The organism is Meiothermus sp. (genome assembly GCF_026004115.1).
Lineage (GTDB): Bacteria > Deinococcota > Deinococci > Deinococcales > Thermaceae > Meiothermus.
In genome coordinates, this window is sequence record NZ_BPIM01000001.1 from 40,169 (window position 1) to 57,801 (window position 17,633).

The window sequence follows — 17,633 nt, forward strand, 5'->3', positions numbered from 1 at the left end:
CGCTTCAGCGGGCTCCGAACCCCGTGAATATCGTTTTAAGGGTCTTAAACACGATGAGCATATCTAGCCACAACGAAAGGTGTTTCACGTAGTACAGGTCATAGGTGAGCTTCTCGGTGGTTTCATCGGCGCCAGCCGCGTATCCATGGTGAACCTGCGTCCAACCGGTAAGGCCAGGCTTTACGATGTGCCGATAGGGGTATAAGGGTATTTGCTTGCTGAATTGCTCGGCGAATCCGGCCTGCTCGGGTCGTGGGCCGATAATGCTCATCTCCCCACGAAGCACGTTCCAGAATAGGGGTAGCTCATCCAGGCGAAACTTTCGTAAGATGCGACCCACGCGAGTAATGCGGTCATCGCCACTTCGTGCGAAACGCGATCCCTCTTTCTCGGCATCCACCCGCATGGTGCGGAACTTGACCATCCTGAACGAGGTTCCCCTCTGGCCCACACGCTCCTGCCAAAACAGCACAGGGCCTTTTGAGTCCAGACGAACCAGCAGCGCCACCAGCAGCATTAGGGGTAGGCTAAGGGGCAACGAAAGAAGCACAGCACAGATATCTATCAAGCGCTTGATATGCGGATAGAGCGCAGGCAGGCGCCAGCCTTCCAGGAAGGCCTCGGAGTGGTGCTCGAGCGAAACCCGCCCCGTCCGCCCTTCGTACACCGCCGCCGCATGCAGCAAGGGAATGCCTCGTAAAGACTGCTCCGCGACGAAGCGCAGCCACCGAGGGTCGCTGGTGTGATAGGGATCCATCACCACCGCCTCAACCTGCACGAAGCGAGGGGTGTCTAAGATCTGCCAGTCGATACTGTCCAAACCTGGCAGAGCATCCGCCAAGCCGCCCGGTATGACGGCCAGGCGGTAACGATTAGGCTTCTGTAGCCACAGCTGCAGGGCTTGCCAAAGAAACGCCACCATGAAAGCCCCTAGCAAATAAGTGCGGGAAAAGTACCATTTAGACAGCACCAAAACTGCTGAGGTTAACAGAAACCAAAACAGTATAGAGACGAAGGCAGTCGTCAAGAGGTCCGTCTTGGCGAAGCTCAGCACACGGCGGGACGAGAGGACCGATCCAATGTAACTGAGCACGATCAGGCCCACCATGCCATATGAATCCGCACCGATGATCCAGAACCGATGGCTATACCAGCCTAGCAATGAACCCGCGAGCAGGCACACCACGATTCCAGCCCCGTGCCATAGCAAATCGGAAGCGGTGAACGAGCGGAAGGCTCTCGGAGCTGGAGACGGCATCAACACCTGCATAACCTCCTCAGCTTACTTTCGTTTTGAGTACTTTCTCGTACACCGCTAGGGTCTTCTCGAGCATCTGCTCGAGAGTAAAGTGGGCTTTATAGCGTGCACGCCCTGCCATCCCCATCTGCGTTCGAAGCTGTGGATTCTCAATTAATTGGGCAAGCCTGCTTCTCAAGGCGTGTACATCTCCTCTAGGAACCAGGAAGCCTGTTTCGCCATCTATCACAGCTTCGGCGACCCCGCCCACATTGCTTGCGACCACAGGTAATCCGGCCCGCATGGCCTCGAGGATGCTCAACGGGAAGCCCTCATAGTTGGAGGCCAACACGAAAATGTGTGCTTGAGCCAAGCACTCAGCCACATCTTTGCGTGCCCCTAAAAAACGAACCCGGTCACCTATACCCAGCCGAGCCGCCTGTTCTTCAGCAAGCGATTGCATAGGCCCATCTCCAATTAACTCAACCTCCCAAGGCTGTTCCTGTAGATCCGCGAGAGCCTGAAGGAGCAAGCCATGATCCTTTGGCACGGCGAAGCGGGCCACCATAGACACCCGTGGTATACCCCCCCGCCCAGGGCTGGCTTGGTGAGAGAGGTCGGGGATACCGTTGTAGACAACCTGCATCTGCCGGGGCGAGGCAACGCGGTAGCGCAAAGCAAGGTCGTGATCGTAGCGGGATACACAGATGATTTGGCCGCCAAGCCGTGCAACCAGACCCTCGGAGAGCACGGCTATAGCTTTGCGCTGCCATGATACCCCGTCAGTAAAAGCCCATCCATGAGCGGTAAAGATTACAGGTGCCCCCTCTAATCTTGCCGCCAACCGACCTACCATCCCAGCTTTGGACGAGTGTAGATGGATCAGCTGTGGTCGCAATGATCGAATTAGCCGCTGCGCTTCTCCAATGGCCGCAAAATCCCTCTTAGGATCGAGGGGCTGCACCAGGCTGGGTAATACATGCACCCCCACACCAATACGCCGCGATTCATCTGTGAGGAACCCCTCCTCTCCTACAGCAACGTGCAACTCAAACCGGTCACGCAAACTCCGTAGGAGTTCTAGGAGATGCATCTGAGCACCGCCTCGCTCAGCACGGGTAACTATGTATAACAGTCCCTTCATTTTCTTAAACGACGGTCACTCTATATCATTAGCAACGGTCTACTCTATCAGGCCTTTTAAGGAACGAAGTGCTTGGCCTCATCGCTTCTCCCGAGTATTTGTAGATAGAGGTCTTCGTATCGATCAACAGTATGCTTAATGTCAAATTGCATTGCCCTTATCTGTCCACGGACTGCGTATTCCCGACGAGTTTCCTGGCTAGCTAGAAGAGCGGAAATCTTTTCTGCCAACTCCCACTCATTTCCTGGTTCAAATAACAGGCCTGCATCGCCCACCACATCCTTCAACCCAGCCACTCGGCTAACCACAACTGGCACTCCAGCCGCCATAGCCTCTAGGGTAGCGATTCCGAAGCCCTCCCAGCGTGAAGGCTGGACGTAAACATCGGCAATCTTTAGTAGGTTAGGTACATCTGTTCGTCTACCTAAGAAGTGTACTCGATGGGTAACTGCCAGCTGGCTCGCAAGTTCTTGTAGCTGATCCCGCATAGGACCTTCACCTATGAGTAACAGATGGGCAGCTTCAAGATAGGGTAGGGATTTTAGCAGGGTCGCCTGATCTTTCTCCTGTTCAAGACGTCCTACTGAAACCAATAACGGTCGTTGCAAACTAGGTAGCATCTTTATATCTACGGCTTGGGCATTAACAAAGTAGGAAACCTCAATACCGTTAAGGATAGTGCATATTCTCTTCGCGATCTCCGGTAACCACTTAGATAAAGCTACAGCAGTAGCCTTACTTATAGTTACCACAGCTCTATATCGCTTATACATCCAACGGTCTAGAACACGAAAAAGTACGGTACGCCTACGGTTGTAAGTACTATGTTCAGTCGTGATCAAGGGAACGGGGGCAAAGCTAGCCGCGCAGGCAGCCCAAAGTTGAGCAGGAAACAAGTGAACGTGAATCAAGTCGTACTTGTGGCGGAATAAGTGTTTCACCAGCGCTGGTATCTGGAGTGGTGAATATACAGAAGTAATAGAGGAAAAGTAGAGTCTGACGCCCGACCTTTTGACCTTCTCCTCAAGTGAACTTCCCGATGCTTTCAGCACGTATATCTCAACATCTATATTTCGCTGGCTAAGCCTAAGGGCGAGATCCGTGAGCAGAGTTTCAGCCCCAGCCAACTCTAGGGAGTTAATGACATGCAAAACCTTCACAAGACCCCCTTGCGCCGGTAGAGCATAAAAAGCTTATGAACGATTGATACAGGCATGTAGCTAAGTAGCCAAAGCAAGCCAGCACTGATGCTTGGCCTGAAATGCCAAGCTTTTTCGAGGTACTTTCGCGCTTCAGTTTTTTTCCGGGCAAGCAAATAATATGTGGCAGCTCCTAGAAGCTTGGCGTAGTAGAGCCTAGGATATCTGGACAAGAGTTTTATTCCAAACTCCTCGAGCGTGGTTTCTTGAAGTCGGGCGTACTCAGCGGCACGGGATATTTGGTTTTGTGGTGAGGTCAAACGTATTGGGGCATCCTCATGAACTTTTGTTATCACGGTATTCCAGGTGGGAATACCATACTGCTCGGCAATTTTCCACCACAGTATATGCTCACCACCTATCCGCACTCGGGGATATGCAAAGCCAGAGGAAATATAGTGAATACGATTTATGATTGGTACAAAATCGCCTATCACATGGCCTAGGAGGTAGTCTTCTATAGTAAGAATTCTGAACTGATCCGGGATGCTACCATTGCTATGTGCAAATTGTATGACAGGGAATATACGGGAGGTTGCTAATAAGCCCTGCAAGCACATTAATTCCTCAACTTTAAGTAAGGCGTTGGGCAACAACTCATCGTCATCATCTAAAATGACAACCCACTGGTTTGACGCCTCTCGGATCCCGCGATCGCGAGCAGGCCCCGGTCCCTGATTAGATTCTTGGCGAATGTATCTAATTTTAGGGAAGTTCTCATGTATAACCTCAGCAGTATTATCGCTGGAGGCATCATCTACCACGATAATCTCAAGGTTTGAGTACTCCTGGCTAAGTACTGACTTTATAGCTCGGCTCACAAGATGGACCCGGTTATAAGTCGAGATTACGACTGAGAAGCTGGCTCGGCTTTGCATTTCCCACCTCATCTTTGCTGAGTGCTCGAGCAAATAACGCATAGGGCAGTATAAAGGTGATCCACTCAGACCACTCTGTACTTAGTGGGTGGAATAAGCCACTGAACGCGTAAAAAAAGAGTATAAAAACCGCGTTATAATACAATCCCCGCTCTACAGGATCACCCCTCTGGCGCACATGCCTAAAAAAGCTCGGGACCCAAATAAACCACCCAATTACGAGACCAGTGTAGGCAATTAGACCCATGATCCCCAAGTCAGCCCATACCTGTAAATAAGCGTTATGGACTACAATCGGACCTTCATTGGTGTTAACTCGAGTATTGCCTATACCTGTACCCCATAGCGGATTTTGCTGAATTTGTCCCTGGGCTACTTGCAACATTTCATAGCGTGTATGATCGGCTTCCTCGTAATTTCCCATGAGAATGGCTTCAAAAGTCTGTACCACCCGTTGGGGCAGTATTTGTCTAACTTGCTCCTCATTATTATAGAAGATAGAGCAAAGCAATCCTAGGATTGCTAATATAATAACGATACTTATGACGCCCGCCAAAAGACGATGCCGTCGCTCAAACAGAATGATCAATGCCGAGAAAACAAATGCCAAAAACAGCAGGAGGGCCCCTGTACGGGAACTATCAAAATAAATTAGCGTTAAGGCTGCGGCTAGTAATAGAGCATAGTATACTCTTCGACGCCTTTGCAACAAGGCATATGCAGCAAGAACAATAACTAGAATGCCAACACGCCAAAGGGAGCCGGGATAGTTAAAGAATGTGCCCCACCTGTTATCCCCAGTCATAAGCTGAGCGAAGACTGGGCTAGCAGTAAGCCCGAGAATGAGCAAGATAAGATTAGAGAAAACAGCCACTGGTATGGTGGAAATACCAATCTTAATCAAATGGGAATTTCCTAGTAAGAGAGGAAAGGCACCCAGCAAAATAATGCTGAGTTTTGCTGACTGACTCAAACCGTAGGAAGGGTTTTCAGACGTAAAACTTACTAGTAGAACACTTGCAACCAACAATCCTGACATGAACAACGCAAAAAGCTTTATTGGTGTAACCAGTGAGTACTTAAGTCGCAACAATAGAGGCAAGGCGAGGATAAAGACTGATAAAGTAGCACCCCAGTGGATCTGGGGGTGGATGGAAACTTTAATATCGGCCGCCAGTAAGAGAAATACCCATAGTCCTATTGCCTTGTAGATGAGACTAGTGTATTTCAAGGCCCCTCTCTCTCTCATACACTTTTACTAGACGAAGGTAAAAAACTAAACCAACTAGAATGAGTAGCTCCGTTATCACGATGACCCAAGACATCCCAACATGTTTGTAGGTAGGGGCTAAGAGAACAGCCCCAACAAAGTTTACGATTCCTCCTATTAAAACGACTCTTCCTGCACCTGCTTCCAACTTTCCGGGTAATAACCTTAACATAATGATTGCAGTACTAGCTAGGTTAAGAGGAATTGCAATGGCGAGCGTCTGCAGTGTGACCACAGCCGGCTCGTAACCGGGCCCTAAGACGAGATTAACTACTGTAGGGGCTACTATGAATATTACCCCTGCTAGGATAAAGGCAGTTAGCGTAACACTCCATATTGCTAGTTTATAGACCTTCCTCCCTTTTTGGGGGTTTAGATTGCTCAAGAAGCTTAGTCTTGGATATAAGGCTTGTAAAATCGGTGACATTAGACTTAAAACTGCCTTATAAAGCTTTTCTGCACCACTGTAGTACCCCACTACTAAAGGGCCCGCCAAGAGGCCTAAGATAAAAGCATTTACAGAACCATAAAGGCTTTGTAGGCTCTTTAATACAAAAAGATTCCATCCCTGATAGATTAGCTCGAGAGAGGAGTTATATGAGAGCTTGACCCAACTAACTTCGCGGTATATCCAAAACAGCGGAAGAATTGTCGCAAATAAACCAGAGGTAGCTTGCAAAGCTAACGCCTTCCATCCGTCCTCAGGTTTGTTCACGAGCACAAAAACGCCTATCGTGGCGAGTAAACGTAATGTAAATTCTAGCGCCACGGGTTTCACAAGGCGTTCTACACCCTGAAAATACCAAAAGGGGCTAAACCCGAAAGCAATTGCCTGAATCAGTGCCCAGAGTAAGTAGACAAGGTGTTCTCGTAAAGTCGGAACTAGAGCTACAAAAGGTGCTAATAGTACGAGCGAGAAGAGCAATAGAAGAAGCTTGGCGCCCAGAATACTCGAGGCTAACCGACCCAGCCTCTCTTTATCACCCCGAAACCTTGATGCCTCTCGTGTTCCCGACAAGCTAAATCCATATTCGAAAATAACTGAAAACCAAAGTGCGAATGCTTGATAAAAGGCAAGTAACCCGAAAACGTGGGGACCAAGAACGCGAGCCAAATAGGGTAGAGTGACTAAGGGTAATATAAAACCTGTGAACTGTAGGACATAAAGTCCAACAGCATTAGCAGCGAGCGGATCTTTTAGTAAGCGACGTAAACGTGTCAAGGTGAGTTACCTTCTCATCAACCTGCAATGCTTTAGCTTTGCATCCTCCGGAAGGATCTTAAGGTAAGAAGCATCAAGAAAGTATATAACCCCTCTTAACTCAGTACTGCATTAGTAATTATCGCTCATCAAGCATGACAATCCGTTGGCGCCGATTTTAGCATTCGCCTCTGCTCACCGCAACGCTCGAGGCTCAGCGATATGTCCTCCGGCAGCGAGACCCCTGCCTCCTGCTTGCTCGCCGGTCTCACGTCCGGCCGGGTGCGCTTAGCCAGCTCGTAGACCGACTTGCGCTCGGTGGCGATGTGCAGGGTGTGGTAGGGTATCCTGGCCAGATTCTGCAAGGCCAGCGCAATCTGGGGGGCGATGACCTCCAGGTAGTCCTGGCTGGTGTAAAGATCGGTGTAGGCCACCGGGTAGGGCCAGGGCGAGGGGCGAAATGAGGTGCGGATCACCAGGTGGCGGGGCAAGACCCGCACCACCTCCTCGGCGGCCAGTTTGGACAGGGCGTAGTAGTTGCGCACCGGCCCCACCGGGTCGTCTTCCCGGTAGCCGCCCCGGTCTCCCCAGAACACATAATCGGTTGAGATGTGAACAAAGTGTAGGTTGCACTTCAGGGCAGCCCGAACCAGGTTGCGGGTACCCTCCACATTCACCCTCCAGCAAAGCGCTTTCTTGGTTTCGGCCCGGGCTACATTGGTGTAGGCCGCCGCATGTACCACCACCTGGGGTTGGTAGCGCATTAGCGCCCGCTCGACACTGCACAAGTCGGTGATGTCCAGCTCCTCCCTGCCCGGCGCGATCAGGCCGGGCATCAGGCCCCGCAGGGCAGTTCCCAGTCGCCCTGTTCCGCCGGTCAGCAGGATGGGGCCAGCCTTTGGCTCTTTATGCTCGGCTTCTGGCATCTCGTCCTCAGCGCCCCTCGTACCAGGTTTGCATCAAGCTCTGGTGCTCCTTTTTGGCCCGCACCCGCTGCCACCAGGCCCGGTTCTGCACATACCACTGCACGGTTTCGCGCAAACCCCCACCCAGGAAGGTATATCTACGCACCCACCCCAGCGCCTCGGCCTTGGCGGGGTCTACCGAGTAGCGGTAGTCGTGGCCGGGGCGGTCGGCAACGAATTGCTTGAGCGAAGGGGGCTTTCCCAGCGCAGCCAGGATGGCGTCGGCCACCTGCACACCAGAAATTTGTTCACGCGCTCCAAGGTTATAGGCCTCGTTCTTTGACTATTTCGCTTTTTATCCTCCTTATTATATTCTTCTCTTTGGTTTGGGGTTTCTCCCCTACTACAAAGTCTCATATTCCAAGATTTTATGAGAAGTCTCACCCCTAGTTTGCCAGTTCCAAAAGGGTTCACCTTTCTTGCGCCACTAGCGATATTGCTTGCCTTGAGCTTTGCCAGTCTGGCAAGTATTGGCCACGCCCGGCTCTGGGAGGCTTTCACGTACCCTTCTTATGGCGGTTTGATGCTATTACTGACCATGGCCGGCGGGTTTTCACTGTGGTTGTCCAACCGGTGGAGTCGTCACCCTCACACCAATGCCCTTTTGAGCCTACTCCTGGCAACTATACTTCCTTTCATCTTGCTGGCTGCTCTCTTTTATGTAGCTGGCTGGGGTTATTCACGCGCCTTTTATTCTTATTTCTTTGTATTTTTGGGTTCGCTTAATTTTCTCTATCACCTTCGTCTAATGCGCAGGCCTATGCGAATCTGTGCGGCCTCACTCGAGGTTGAAAAGATCCTTAGCAAGCTTGGGGACAGAAAGGTTTTGGTCGTTCCCATGAACGAGGCCAATAATTGTGAAGTAGTTGTGGCAAACTTGCGAGACGAGCACGGTCTTCTACCTCCTCAAATGCTCAGCCAACTTTCGGCTCGTGGCATAGAGGTTGTTGATGTTATAACATTTCTCGAAAGATTAACCGGGAAAGTGGATTTGAACCATTTATCTGATGAGGCAGATAAGCTACTGCGCCCAAAAGATTACATTGGCTTGAAGCGTGTTTGGGAAACAGCAGTGGTAATCTTTACCGCCCCAATCTGGTTATTGTTGGGTTCGATAGTTGCTATAGCCATCCGGCTGGACTCGAGGGGTCCCATCTTTTACAGACAAAACAGAGTAGGTCTCTTTGGCGAAGAGTTCCAAATGTACAAGTTTCGAAGTATGTATGTTCAGTCCGAGCTAGAGAAACCCAAATTTGCCGCAGAAAATGATCCGAGGGTTACACGTGTTGGCCGCTTTATTCGCAAGTATCGCTTGGACGAAATCCCGCAGCTATGGAACGTTGTAAAGGGAGATATGAGTTTGATTGGGCCAAGGCCTGAGCAGGTGCAATTTGTCAGGGAGTATTCGCAAACCATTCCACTTTACGAAACGCGCCACTTCGTTCGACCTGGAATTACAGGTTGGGCTCAAGTCGTACATGGTTATACCGATGACACAGATGGTGCAATGGAAAAACTATCCTACGATTTATATTACGTAAAAAATTTTTCACTCTGGCTAGACCTGTTGGTGATTATAAAAACTTTGGCGGTAATCTTGAGGGGTTTTGGGTCGCGATGACAGTCCTACTGTTTTACAAGTGCAGTCGCCCATAGATCAAGCTTGTAAAACATCGAAAGGCTTACTTTGAAATACTTTCCAACAGAGCCATTTGCAGCTTCCACCGGCTCACATCCAGCGATATGTCCTCCGGCAGCGAGACCCCTGCCTCCTGCTTGCTCGCCGGTCTCACGTCCGGCCGGGTGCGCTTAGCCAGCTCGTAGACCGACTTGCGCTCGGTGGCGATGTGCAGGGTGTGGTAGGGTATCCTGGCCAGATTCTGCAAGGCCAGCGCAATCTGGGGGGCGATGACCTCCAGGTAGTCCTGGCTGGTGTAAAGATCGGTGTAGGCCACCGGGTAGGGCCAGGGCGAGGGGCGAAATGAGGTGCGGATCACCAGGTGGCGGGGCAAGACCCGCACCACCTCCTCGGCGGCCAGTTTGGACAGGGCGTAGTAGTTGCGCACCGGCCCCACCGGGTCGTCTTCCCGGTAGCCGCCCCGGTCTCCCCAGAACACATAATCGGTTGAGATGTGAACAAAGTGTAGGTTGCACTTCAGGGCAGCCCGAACCAGGTTGCGGGTACCCTCCACATTCACCCTCCAGCAAAGCGCTTTCTTGGTTTCGGCCCGGGCTACATTGGTGTAGGCCGCCGCATGTACCACCACCTGGGGTTGGTAGCGCATTAGCGCCCGCTCGACACTGCACAAGTCGGTGATGTCCAGCTCCTCCCTGCCCGGCGCGATCAGGCCGGGCATCAGGCCCCGCAGGGCAGTTCCCAGTCGCCCTGTTCCGCCGGTCAGCAGGATGGGGCCAGCCTTTGGCTCTTTATGCTCGGCTTCTGGCATCTCGTCCTCAGCGCCCCTCGTACCAGGTTTGCATCAAGCTCTGGTGCTCCTTTTTGGCCCGCACCCGCTGCCACCAGGCCCGGTTCTGCACATACCACTGCACGGTTTCACGCAAACCCTCCCCCAAGAAGGCATACCTGCGCACCCAGCCCAGGGCCTCGGCCTTGGAGGGGTCTACCGAGTAGCGGTAGTCGTGGCCGGGGCGGTCGGCCACAAAGCGTTTGAGGGTGGGCGGTTTGCCGAGGATTTCCAGGATGGCATCGGCCACCTGTACCCCAGAAATTTGCTCGCGGGCGCCGAGGTTGTAGGCTTGGCCCGAGACCCCCCGGTGCAGCACCAGGTCAATGCCCGAGGCGTGGTCGTAGGCGTGCATGTAGTCGCGCACCGCCGAGCCATCGCCATAGAGCGGCAGGGGTTTGTCTTCCAGTGCATTGGTGATGAACAGAGGGATAATCTTCTCGGGGTACTGGTAGGGGCCGTAGGTGTTGGAACCCCGCGTTACCACCACATCCAGGCCGTGCGAGATGCCGTGGGCAAAAACCAGGTGTTCGGCCCCGGCCTTGGAGGCCGAGTAGGGCGAGCGAGGGCGGAAGGGGTCGGCCTCGAGGGAGTGGTGGTCGGTGCCGTGGAGGTCGCCGTAGACCTCGTCGGTGGAGACCTGCAAAAAGCGTTTCACCCCTTCCTGGCGGGCGGCCTCGAGCAGCACCAGGGTACCCTCCACGTTGGTGCGCACAAAAGCGCCGGGATCCAAAAGACTGCGATCCACATGGCTCTCGGCGGCAAAGTTGAGCACCGCATCGGCCCCCCGCAGGGCTTTGTGGGCATCGGCGGGGTTGGCAATATCACCCTGGATGAACTCAATCCGGTTCATTACGGGCTCGAGGTTTTCCAGGTTTCCCGCATAAGTCAGCTTATCCAGCACTACAATCTGCCAGTCTGGGTGGGTGCTCAGCGCATAGTGCACGTAGTTGGCCCCGATGAACCCCGCACCACCCGTTACCACCACTCGTTTGAAGTTCATTGCGTTGCTCCTTGAGGTCTAGCCTCTGTCGTCCGCCCAAAGATGGGCGCCAAAAAAGTCCCACGGTAGGCGACCCTCGTTGGGGTCAGAGGCGTTGAACTGGTCGTTCATGACGTACATTAGCAACGCCCCCCGGTGGCCGGCCCGGTAGCCATGCGCCACCCCGGAGGGAATATACAGCAGTGCCGGAGCCTCGCCCGTCAGCAAAAAATAGCGCCGGTTGCCCTGGGTGGGGGAGTCGGCCCGCACGTCCACCAGCCAGACCAATAGCTCACCCTCCAGCACGCACCAAACCTCGTCCTGGGTGCGCTTGGGATGAATATGAAAGGCGTTGATGCGGCCCGGGACTGCCCAAGAGACCGAGATTTGCCGAGCCTCGAAGGGCGTTGGTAGCCCCTCGACCTGACCACCGGTGAGGCGCAGGTGTTCCATAAAGGCCCCCTCGAGCGAGCGATATTTCTTCAGGGGCTGGTGCACCACCCCCTCAATTGCAGGGGGAACCGGATAATTCTGGTAACTTAGGGCAGCTTGGGCTTGCTCATCGAGTTTCATTGCTGCTTTTATCCTATAGGAAGCCGGTTTGGGCATGCAAAAAACCAACCCACCTTATTCTATGAGTCGAGATTTTTCCATCATTGTTATCTCCCACAACACCCAGGGCATTCTGGGTGAGTGCTTGCGGCGACTGGAAGAACACTACCCAGAAGCCGAGGTGATCGTGGCGGACTCCGCTTCCACCGACGGTAGCCCGGATTGGGTTCAGACGTACCACCCTGCGGTGAAGGTACTGAGGCTGCCCAACCGGGGCTATGCCTTTGCCGTGAACCGCGGTCTGGAGGCCACCTCCCGCCCCTGGGTGGTGGAGATGAACAGCGACATCTACCTGGAAAAAGGAGACCTGGAAGCCCTGCAAAAGGCCCTCCAGGAAAACCCCCAAGCGGCTCTGGCCGGCCCCACCCTGCAAACCCCAAGAGGGCATTTGCAATCCTTCGGGCTGTTTTATGCACCCAACTACTGGAAGCTGCAGCGGCCCAGGCCGGTAAGCTGGGTATCGGGCGCGCTCATCATGGCCCGTAAGAGCGCGCTGGCAAAAATCGGCGGTATGGACGAACGCTTTTTCTTCTATAACGAAGACCTCGAGTGGTGTACCCGCGCCCGCCATAAGGGCTGGCAGGTCTTGCTGGTGCCCAGGCGCGTGCTGCACCTGGGGGGAAGCTCCACCCCCAGCGACCCCCGCTTTCTGGCCGAGGGCTACCGGGGGGGGCTGCTGTACACCCGCGATTACTACCCCACCCTGCACAGCCTGCACAAAAAAGCGGTCTGGCTCGAGGCCCACCTACGGTTGCGGCTCGACGGCCAACCCATTCGCAGGGCCGGCTACCGGCTTATTCTGGACAAGCTACAGGAGGGCAGTTTGGAGGTGCCCTTCCTGCCCTGACCAGCAGAATTAGGCCCCGGGCACGCAGGGTTCGAAGCCCCGCCAGCGCCGCGCCCCTATGGAGAAGGGCCAGCTTTGAAATAGCTTTTGGAAACCTTCATGTCCAGGGTCATAGCACATGGTCATTTTGGGGAGAACAAGGCAGGTCGCCTGGGGCCAAGATACGTGCGGTAAAGGCTCGAGCTAAAGCCGCACCCGGCTGCGATCGCCCAGCACCAGTTGAAGGCTGTGACGACGGGCGTTCCCCTTGCCGTCTACCACCACCCCCTGCCCCAGAATGCTGCTGTCCAGGCGGTAGGGCAGCGCATACACCTGGGCCTCATCCATCAGGATGGAGTACTCGATCTCGCTGGAAACCACCCTGGCGTTCTTGCCAATGGCCGTGTAGGGACCCACAAACCCATCTTCAACCAGGGCTCCGGCCCCAATGTAGGCCGGGCCGCGCACGGTGCTACGGACGATGCGGGCCCCGGCTTCCACCACCACCTCACCCACCACCTGGGCCTCCTGGAGTTCTCCCTCAATCCGGCGCACGAGGGTCGAGAGGGCCAGCCGGTTGGCGTCGAGGAGGTCTTCGGGTTTGCCGGTATCCTTCCACCAGCCCCGCACCTGGTGGGCAATCACCTTCTGCCCGCTGTCCACCAGGCCCTGGATGGCCTCGGTAATCTCGTACTCACCCCGCCCGGAGGGCCTAAGCCCCTCAATGACGGGGTGGATGCCGGGGCTAAAGAGGTACACCCCCACCAGGGCCAGGTTGGAGGGGGGGTTCTGGGGCTTCTCCAAAAGCCGCACCACCCGGCCCTGCTCGTCCAAGACCGCCACCCCGAAGGCCCGGGGGTCGTCCACTGGGGTCAGGAGGACGATGGCTGCGGGCTGGGTCTGGCGGTACTCGGCCACCAGGTGCTTGATGCCTCCTGAAAGCAGGTTATCGCCCAGGTAGAGCACAAAGGGGCTATCGCCCAGAAAAGGCTGGGCGGTCTTGACCGCGTGGGCAATGCCCAGGGGGGCCTCCTGTACGATGTAGGTGATTCGCACGCCCCAGCTCGAGCCGTCGCCCAGGGCCGCCCGCACCTCCTCGCCGGTTTCGGGGCTCAGAACCACGCCGATGTCGCGGATACCGGCAGCCACCAGGTCTTCCAGGGCGTAAAAGAGGTTGGGCTTGCCCGCGATGGGGATGAGTTGTTTGGCCCGGGTGTGGGTAAGCGGACGCAGCCGGGTGCCTTTGCCTCCAGAAAGAACAAGACCCTTGAGTTCCATAACCGTGTCCAGTTTACCGGCCCGGGCGGTTCTGGAGGGCCAGCGCGCATGGTGTACAATCCGTAGAAGCTTTGACGGTCGCTTTGCAACGTTTTGAACTTGGAGGGTAACACCATGGTTCAGTCCAGCAACAGCACCAACGCTTTCCTCGAGCAGACCCCGCCCAGTTTTGTCGTTGTGGGCCAGCCGACCGAAGGGCTCAAGGCTCTGGCCGATCAGCTTCCCCAGGTGATGCAGACCCGGGGCTACCGACACGAACCGGGCGCCGAGGCGCCGCGGGCGGTGCTTAATTTCATCCAGGCCGACAAGCCCACCCCCTACCGGCGCAAGGCCCAGGCCACCATGGTGGTCTCGTTTCTGGAGCTACCCCAGATGCCCCCAGACCCCATCGGCGGGCTTTATAGCTACCTGGTGCGGGCCCTGTCCAACATGCTGGTGGTCTACGTGCCCGGCCAGGGGGCCCACTTCCTGACCCTGGAGCTTGGCCGGTACCACGAGCCCGAAGGCCCCCGCTTTGTGGAGCGGGTAGCCGAGCGCATCCACCCCATTGCCTCCTCGGTGCTGGTGGTGAACAACCGCTTTGAACCGGGCCTCGAGCCCGAGCTCTGGCAGGGCGATGCCCTCACCCAAAGCCTGAGCGCGGCGGGCCGCAAGCTGGCCGAATGGGATCTGCTCCCGGCGGCTTTTCCCATCGAGGAAATCCTGCCCCCCGAAGACTTCCGCCACGTCAAGCGGCTGTACGGCATTGGGGGGCTTTCGTATGGCAACCTGTCGGTGCGCAAGGATGAAAAGCGCTTCTGGATGTCGGCCAGCGGGGTGGACAAGGCCAACCTGCGCGAGGTGGGGCGGGACATCCTGATGGTCACCGACTACGACGTAGAACAAAACGCCATGCGCCTCTCGGTTCCGCCGGGGGTAGAGCCGCGCCGGGTCAGCGTGGACGCCATCGAACACTGGATGATCTACCGCGAACACCCCCAGGTCGGGGCCATCATCCACGTGCACGCCTGGATGGAAAACATCAGCTCGACCCAGTTCAACTACCCTTGCGGCACCTACGAGTTAGCCAGCGCGGTGGCCGAAAAGGTGCGCGAGGCTCCCGACCCCAGCCGGGCGGTGGTGGGGCTCAAGAACCACGGTCTGACCATCACCGGCCACAGCCTCGAGGACATCCTGGAGCGCATCGAAGGCCGGCTTCTGCGCCAGGTGCCCATGACCTGAAAGGTGCTCAGGCCTTTATCTAAGGAGACGCCTCCTCTTTGGCTGCCTGGTAGTGGGCTACCTGATCACGAAACCGCTTGGCTCGAGCCCAGAGGGGCTCGGCCTGGCCTGCGAGCTGGGCCTGGAACTCCAGCGCCACCACCTTGCCGGGGGTAAAGGCCCGGCCATCGGGGTTGGGGAACAGGCTGTTGAGCAAGGCAAAGTCTTCCTCGGAGCGCCAGCCTGCCTCTTTTTTTAGCTGATCCAGGTAGCCCCACTGAAAGCGCTCCTCGCTCAGTTGTCCATTTAGGAAGCGATCCAGTAAATCCATGTACACCTGCAGCCCAACTACAGCCGGGTTTCGCACCGGTTTGCCAACGTGAACCGGCAACGACTGAAGCAGAAGGGGCTCCAAGTGGTCGGGATTAATCTTCCAGTTGTCCAGGTCGAAGAGCGGCCGGGCCTGACGGAAGAGGATCAACTGCGGGCTCTGGTGCTGAATACCCGTACGGGCCTCCACATGGTTCGAAGCCGGACGGTCTTCGGGAATGCGGATGATGCCTATGGCTACGTCCGGGCGGGGCTCCAGGTACTTCTGGACGTGTTGCATGGCTTCCAGAGTCTTGTCGGTGGTACTGGCCTTGAAAATCGCTGCCAGTTCGTGATTTTCCAAAAAGGCATCCACATCCGCGGGGGTTTTGAGCGGGAAGACTCGTTCGCGCAAGCTCATAGTGACATCAAGATACGCACTTCTGGCTTCCGTCTCCGTGGGACATGTTTCGGTTTGCCAGTTGAACACAGAGTGTCGGTCAATCTTGACCCTGGGCCCTCTGTCCAGGCCAAAGTGTGACCGATAGCAAAGGTAATACTCATTCTTTACGTTACCCTGGGCTTTGGAATGGAACGACTTTCTGCATCGCGGCCTCTACCCATACTGCCTGTATTCCTGACCTTGCTGCTACTGGCAAGCGCACTGGTGGGCGCTTATTTTGTCTTTCCCGGCTTCAAAGAGCGCATGGATGGGGTGTATGGCTTGCTTTCCGGCGGGAACCCACAGGTCCTGCAGGCCTGGGTAGCCGGGCTGGGCTTCTGGGGCCCCTTGAGCATCATCGGGCTGATGATTGCCCAGACCCTGGTCTCGGTGGTGCCCATGACCCTGGTGATGCTGATCTCGGTGCTGGCCTTTGGGCCGGTGGTGGGGGGTGTGCTGGGCTGGGTTGGCGCCATTATTGCCGCCATGCTGGGCTATAGCCTGGCCAGGTTGCTGGGGCCGGTGGTGGTAGATCGCTTTGTGAGCGAGAAAATCCGCCTGAAGGTGGAGGAGCAGGTCGAGCGCTACGGGCCCTGGGCCATCATTGCGCTGCGGCTGTCGTTTGTGGTACCTACCGATAGCGTGAACTTTGTGGCCGGACTGGTGCGAATGCATCCGCTCAAGTTTTTGCTGGCGACCTCGGTGGGGGCCGCCCCGGTGGCAGTGGTGGTGGCCTGGCTGGGGGCCGATTTCTCCTGCCTGGGGCCGTTCTTGCTGGTCGCCACCCTGGTGGGCCTCACGGCCCTGGGCGGCTTTATCTTCTACGACCAGTCCCGTCTTCGGCGCAAAAATAAGGCGGGCAAGGGCGAATCAGTCTGAATCGCCCATCAGGGCCTGCATGCCTTCCACCGCGCCCATGCGCAAGGAGCAGTCGGCCCAGCTCGAGAGCGGGGTGGGGTTGGGGTTTATTTCAATCAGGTAGGCTCCATTCAGGCTGGCCAGCCGCCCCAGGCTGGCGGCAGGCTCGACCTCGGCGCTGGTGCCCACCACCAGGGCCACCTCGGCCTGGGTAAAGGCCCGCTCGGCTTGCTCGTAGGCGCCCGGTGGCAAAAGTTCTCCAAACCAGACCACGTCCGGACGGCCCCTGGCCCCACAACCTGGACAATAGGGCGGCGGAACAAACTGAGCCGGTTCGGGGAGGGGAAACCGCTCTCCACAGCGTTCGCAGCGGCCCCGGGCGATGTTGCCGTGCAGCTCAACCAGGCGGATTGAACCGGCCCGGCTGTGCAAGCTATCCACGTTTTGTGTTGCCAAAAAAAAGCCCTCCCCCACCCGCTGCTCGAGTACCGCCAACAACACATGGGCCCGGTTGGGCTGGGCCTGCATCACGTTCTGGTAGCGCCAGGCGTACCACTCCCAGACTTTCTGTGGGTTGCGGGCATAGGCGCTGGGGGTGGCGTATTCTTCTAGGTCAAAGTCTTTCCACAGGCCAGCGGCATCGCGAAAAGTGGGAATGCCCGAGGGCTGCGAAATACCGGCCCCGGTCAGCACAGCAACCCGCCGCGCGCGGGCCAGACGCGCCTGGGCAGTGTTCAGGTTGCTCATGCTTCCAGTGTACGCATAGA

Annotated in this window: 18 protein-coding genes; 4 read left to right on the forward strand and 14 right to left on the reverse strand. The window is 55.9% G+C overall.

What is annotated here, in order from left to right; genetic code table 11:
- Positions 1 to 4: 4 nt before the first annotated feature.
- The 8 genes from Q0X23_RS00195 to Q0X23_RS00235 form a co-directional block, all read right to left on the reverse strand.
- Entirely contained in the window at positions 5 to 1,270 is a 1,266-nt protein-coding gene (locus Q0X23_RS00195) for an exopolysaccharide biosynthesis polyprenyl glycosylphosphotransferase (protein ID WP_297858413.1), read from the reverse strand.
- Positions 1,271 to 1,277: 7 nt separating this feature from the next.
- The gene (locus Q0X23_RS16115; protein WP_374707433.1) at positions 1,278 to 2,381 is read right to left on the reverse strand and encodes a glycosyltransferase family 4 protein; all 1,104 of its coding nucleotides are present in this window, start codon (positions 2,379 to 2,381) and stop codon (positions 1,278 to 1,280) included.
- A 56-nt stretch (positions 2,382 to 2,437) separates the two neighbouring features.
- On the reverse strand, positions 2,438 to 3,541 hold the full coding sequence (locus Q0X23_RS00210; protein WP_297858414.1) for a glycosyltransferase: 1,104 nt from the start codon (positions 3,539 to 3,541) through the stop codon (positions 2,438 to 2,440).
- Positions 3,538 to 4,500 carry a glycosyltransferase family 2 protein gene (locus Q0X23_RS00215; protein WP_308446066.1) on the reverse strand — a complete coding sequence of 321 codons (963 nt, stop codon included), beginning with the start codon at positions 4,498 to 4,500 and terminating at the stop codon, positions 3,538 to 3,540. Before Q0X23_RS00215 ends, Q0X23_RS00210 begins: the two co-directional genes overlap by 4 nt.
- Entirely contained in the window at positions 4,415 to 5,689 is a 1,275-nt protein-coding gene (locus tag Q0X23_RS00220; protein ID WP_297858416.1) for an O-antigen ligase, read from the reverse strand. The genes Q0X23_RS00215 and Q0X23_RS00220 overlap by 86 nt, the downstream gene beginning before the upstream one ends.
- A complete protein-coding gene (locus Q0X23_RS00225) occupies positions 5,676 to 6,950 on the reverse strand; it encodes an oligosaccharide flippase family protein (RefSeq protein WP_297858417.1) in 1,275 nt (424 codons plus the stop codon). Before Q0X23_RS00225 ends, Q0X23_RS00220 begins: the two co-directional genes overlap by 14 nt.
- Positions 6,951 to 7,078: 128 nt before the next feature.
- Positions 7,079 to 7,855, reverse strand: coding sequence for an NAD(P)-dependent oxidoreductase (locus Q0X23_RS00230; protein ID WP_297858418.1), 777 nt, complete (start codon positions 7,853 to 7,855; stop codon positions 7,079 to 7,081).
- 7 nt (positions 7,856 to 7,862) lie between these two features.
- Positions 7,863 to 8,129: a hypothetical protein gene (locus tag Q0X23_RS00235; RefSeq protein WP_297858419.1), complete on the reverse strand. Its 267-nt coding sequence runs from the start codon at positions 8,127 to 8,129 to the stop codon at positions 7,863 to 7,865.
- A 135-nt stretch (positions 8,130 to 8,264) separates the two neighbouring features.
- Between Q0X23_RS00235 and Q0X23_RS00240 the strand changes: the two genes are divergently transcribed.
- Positions 8,265 to 9,515: a sugar transferase gene (locus Q0X23_RS00240; protein WP_297858420.1), complete on the forward strand. Its 1,251-nt coding sequence runs from the start codon at positions 8,265 to 8,267 to the stop codon at positions 9,513 to 9,515.
- Positions 9,516 to 9,576: 61 nt separating this feature from the next.
- Here Q0X23_RS00240 and Q0X23_RS00245 read toward each other — a convergent pair whose 3' ends face one another.
- From Q0X23_RS00245 to Q0X23_RS00255, 3 genes are read right to left on the reverse strand one after another with little or no spacing between them, the layout of a single operon-like run.
- Entirely contained in the window at positions 9,577 to 10,341 is a 765-nt protein-coding gene (locus Q0X23_RS00245; RefSeq protein WP_297858421.1) for an NAD(P)-dependent oxidoreductase, read from the reverse strand.
- A gap of 7 nt (positions 10,342 to 10,348) precedes the next feature.
- Complete coding sequence (gene rfbB / locus Q0X23_RS00250) at positions 10,349 to 11,362, reverse strand: dTDP-glucose 4,6-dehydratase (RefSeq protein WP_297858422.1); 1,014 nt, start codon at positions 11,360 to 11,362, stop codon at positions 10,349 to 10,351.
- An 18-nt stretch (positions 11,363 to 11,380) separates the two neighbouring features.
- On the reverse strand, positions 11,381 to 11,914 hold the full coding sequence (locus Q0X23_RS00255; protein ID WP_297858423.1) for a dTDP-4-dehydrorhamnose 3,5-epimerase family protein: 534 nt from the start codon (positions 11,912 to 11,914) through the stop codon (positions 11,381 to 11,383).
- A 61-nt stretch (positions 11,915 to 11,975) separates the two neighbouring features.
- Here Q0X23_RS00255 and Q0X23_RS00260 point away from each other — a divergent pair, with 61 nt between their 5' ends.
- The gene (locus tag Q0X23_RS00260; protein ID WP_297858424.1) at positions 11,976 to 12,800 is read left to right on the forward strand and encodes a glycosyltransferase family 2 protein; all 825 of its coding nucleotides are present in this window, start codon (positions 11,976 to 11,978) and stop codon (positions 12,798 to 12,800) included.
- A 183-nt stretch (positions 12,801 to 12,983) separates the two neighbouring features.
- On the opposite strand, the gene Q0X23_RS00265 is transcribed toward Q0X23_RS00260, so the two are convergent.
- On the reverse strand, positions 12,984 to 14,057 hold the full coding sequence (locus Q0X23_RS00265; protein ID WP_297858425.1) for a glucose-1-phosphate thymidylyltransferase: 1,074 nt from the start codon (positions 14,055 to 14,057) through the stop codon (positions 12,984 to 12,986).
- Positions 14,058 to 14,171: 114 nt separating this feature from the next.
- Here Q0X23_RS00265 and Q0X23_RS00270 point away from each other — a divergent pair, with 114 nt between their 5' ends.
- Positions 14,172 to 15,278 carry a class II aldolase/adducin family protein gene (locus tag Q0X23_RS00270; RefSeq protein WP_297858426.1) on the forward strand — a complete coding sequence of 369 codons (1,107 nt, stop codon included), beginning with the start codon at positions 14,172 to 14,174 and terminating at the stop codon, positions 15,276 to 15,278.
- A gap of 19 nt (positions 15,279 to 15,297) precedes the next feature.
- Here the strand turns inward: Q0X23_RS00270 and Q0X23_RS00275 are convergent, their stop codons facing one another.
- The gene (locus tag Q0X23_RS00275; protein ID WP_297858427.1) at positions 15,298 to 15,987 is read right to left on the reverse strand and encodes a monothiol bacilliredoxin BrxC family protein; all 690 of its coding nucleotides are present in this window, start codon (positions 15,985 to 15,987) and stop codon (positions 15,298 to 15,300) included.
- Between the two features lie 168 nt (positions 15,988 to 16,155).
- On the opposite strand from Q0X23_RS00275, the gene Q0X23_RS00280 reads away from it, so the two are divergent.
- Positions 16,156 to 16,887 (forward strand): TVP38/TMEM64 family protein, encoded by a 732-nt coding sequence (locus Q0X23_RS00280; protein ID WP_297858428.1) that lies wholly within the window; start codon positions 16,156 to 16,158, stop codon positions 16,885 to 16,887.
- Here the strand turns inward: Q0X23_RS00280 and Q0X23_RS00285 are convergent.
- A complete protein-coding gene (locus Q0X23_RS00285) occupies positions 16,879 to 17,613 on the reverse strand; it encodes an NAD-dependent deacylase (protein WP_297858429.1) in 735 nt (244 codons plus the stop codon). The genes Q0X23_RS00280 and Q0X23_RS00285 overlap by 9 nt on opposite strands.
- Positions 17,614 to 17,633: the final 20 nt, after the last annotated feature.

What these genes read in the sequence shown, in the direction of transcription:
- Q0X23_RS00195 (WP_297858413.1), bottom strand. Translation starts at nt 1,270, where the DNA reads ATGCAGGTGTTGATGCCGTCTCCAGCTCCGAGAGCCTTCCGCTCGTTC.
- Q0X23_RS16115 (WP_374707433.1), bottom strand. Translation starts at nt 2,381, where the DNA reads ATGAAGGGACTGTTATACATAGTTACCCGTGCTGAGCGAGGCGGTGCT.
- Q0X23_RS00215 (WP_308446066.1), bottom strand. Translation starts at nt 4,500, where the DNA reads ATGCGTTATTTGCTCGAGCACTCAGCAAAGATGAGGTGGGAAATGCAA.
- Q0X23_RS00230 (WP_297858418.1), bottom strand. Translation starts at nt 7,855, where the DNA reads ATGCCAGAAGCCGAGCATAAAGAGCCAAAGGCTGGCCCCATCCTGCTG.
- Q0X23_RS00240 (WP_297858420.1), top strand. Translation starts at nt 8,265, where the DNA reads ATGAGAAGTCTCACCCCTAGTTTGCCAGTTCCAAAAGGGTTCACCTTT.
- Q0X23_RS00245 (WP_297858421.1), bottom strand. Translation starts at nt 10,341, where the DNA reads ATGCCAGAAGCCGAGCATAAAGAGCCAAAGGCTGGCCCCATCCTGCTG.
- rfbB (WP_297858422.1), bottom strand. Translation starts at nt 11,362, where the DNA reads ATGAACTTCAAACGAGTGGTGGTAACGGGTGGTGCGGGGTTCATCGGG.
- Q0X23_RS00255 (WP_297858423.1), bottom strand. Translation starts at nt 11,914, where the DNA reads ATGAAACTCGATGAGCAAGCCCAAGCTGCCCTAAGTTACCAGAATTAT.
- Q0X23_RS00260 (WP_297858424.1), top strand. Translation starts at nt 11,976, where the DNA reads ATGAGTCGAGATTTTTCCATCATTGTTATCTCCCACAACACCCAGGGC.
- Q0X23_RS00265 (WP_297858425.1), bottom strand. Translation starts at nt 14,057, where the DNA reads ATGGAACTCAAGGGTCTTGTTCTTTCTGGAGGCAAAGGCACCCGGCTG.
- Q0X23_RS00270 (WP_297858426.1), top strand. Translation starts at nt 14,172, where the DNA reads ATGGTTCAGTCCAGCAACAGCACCAACGCTTTCCTCGAGCAGACCCCG.
- Q0X23_RS00275 (WP_297858427.1), bottom strand. Translation starts at nt 15,987, where the DNA reads ATGAGCTTGCGCGAACGAGTCTTCCCGCTCAAAACCCCCGCGGATGTG.
- Q0X23_RS00280 (WP_297858428.1), top strand. Translation starts at nt 16,156, where the DNA reads ATGGAACGACTTTCTGCATCGCGGCCTCTACCCATACTGCCTGTATTC.
- Q0X23_RS00285 (WP_297858429.1), bottom strand. Translation starts at nt 17,613, where the DNA reads ATGAGCAACCTGAACACTGCCCAGGCGCGTCTGGCCCGCGCGCGGCGG.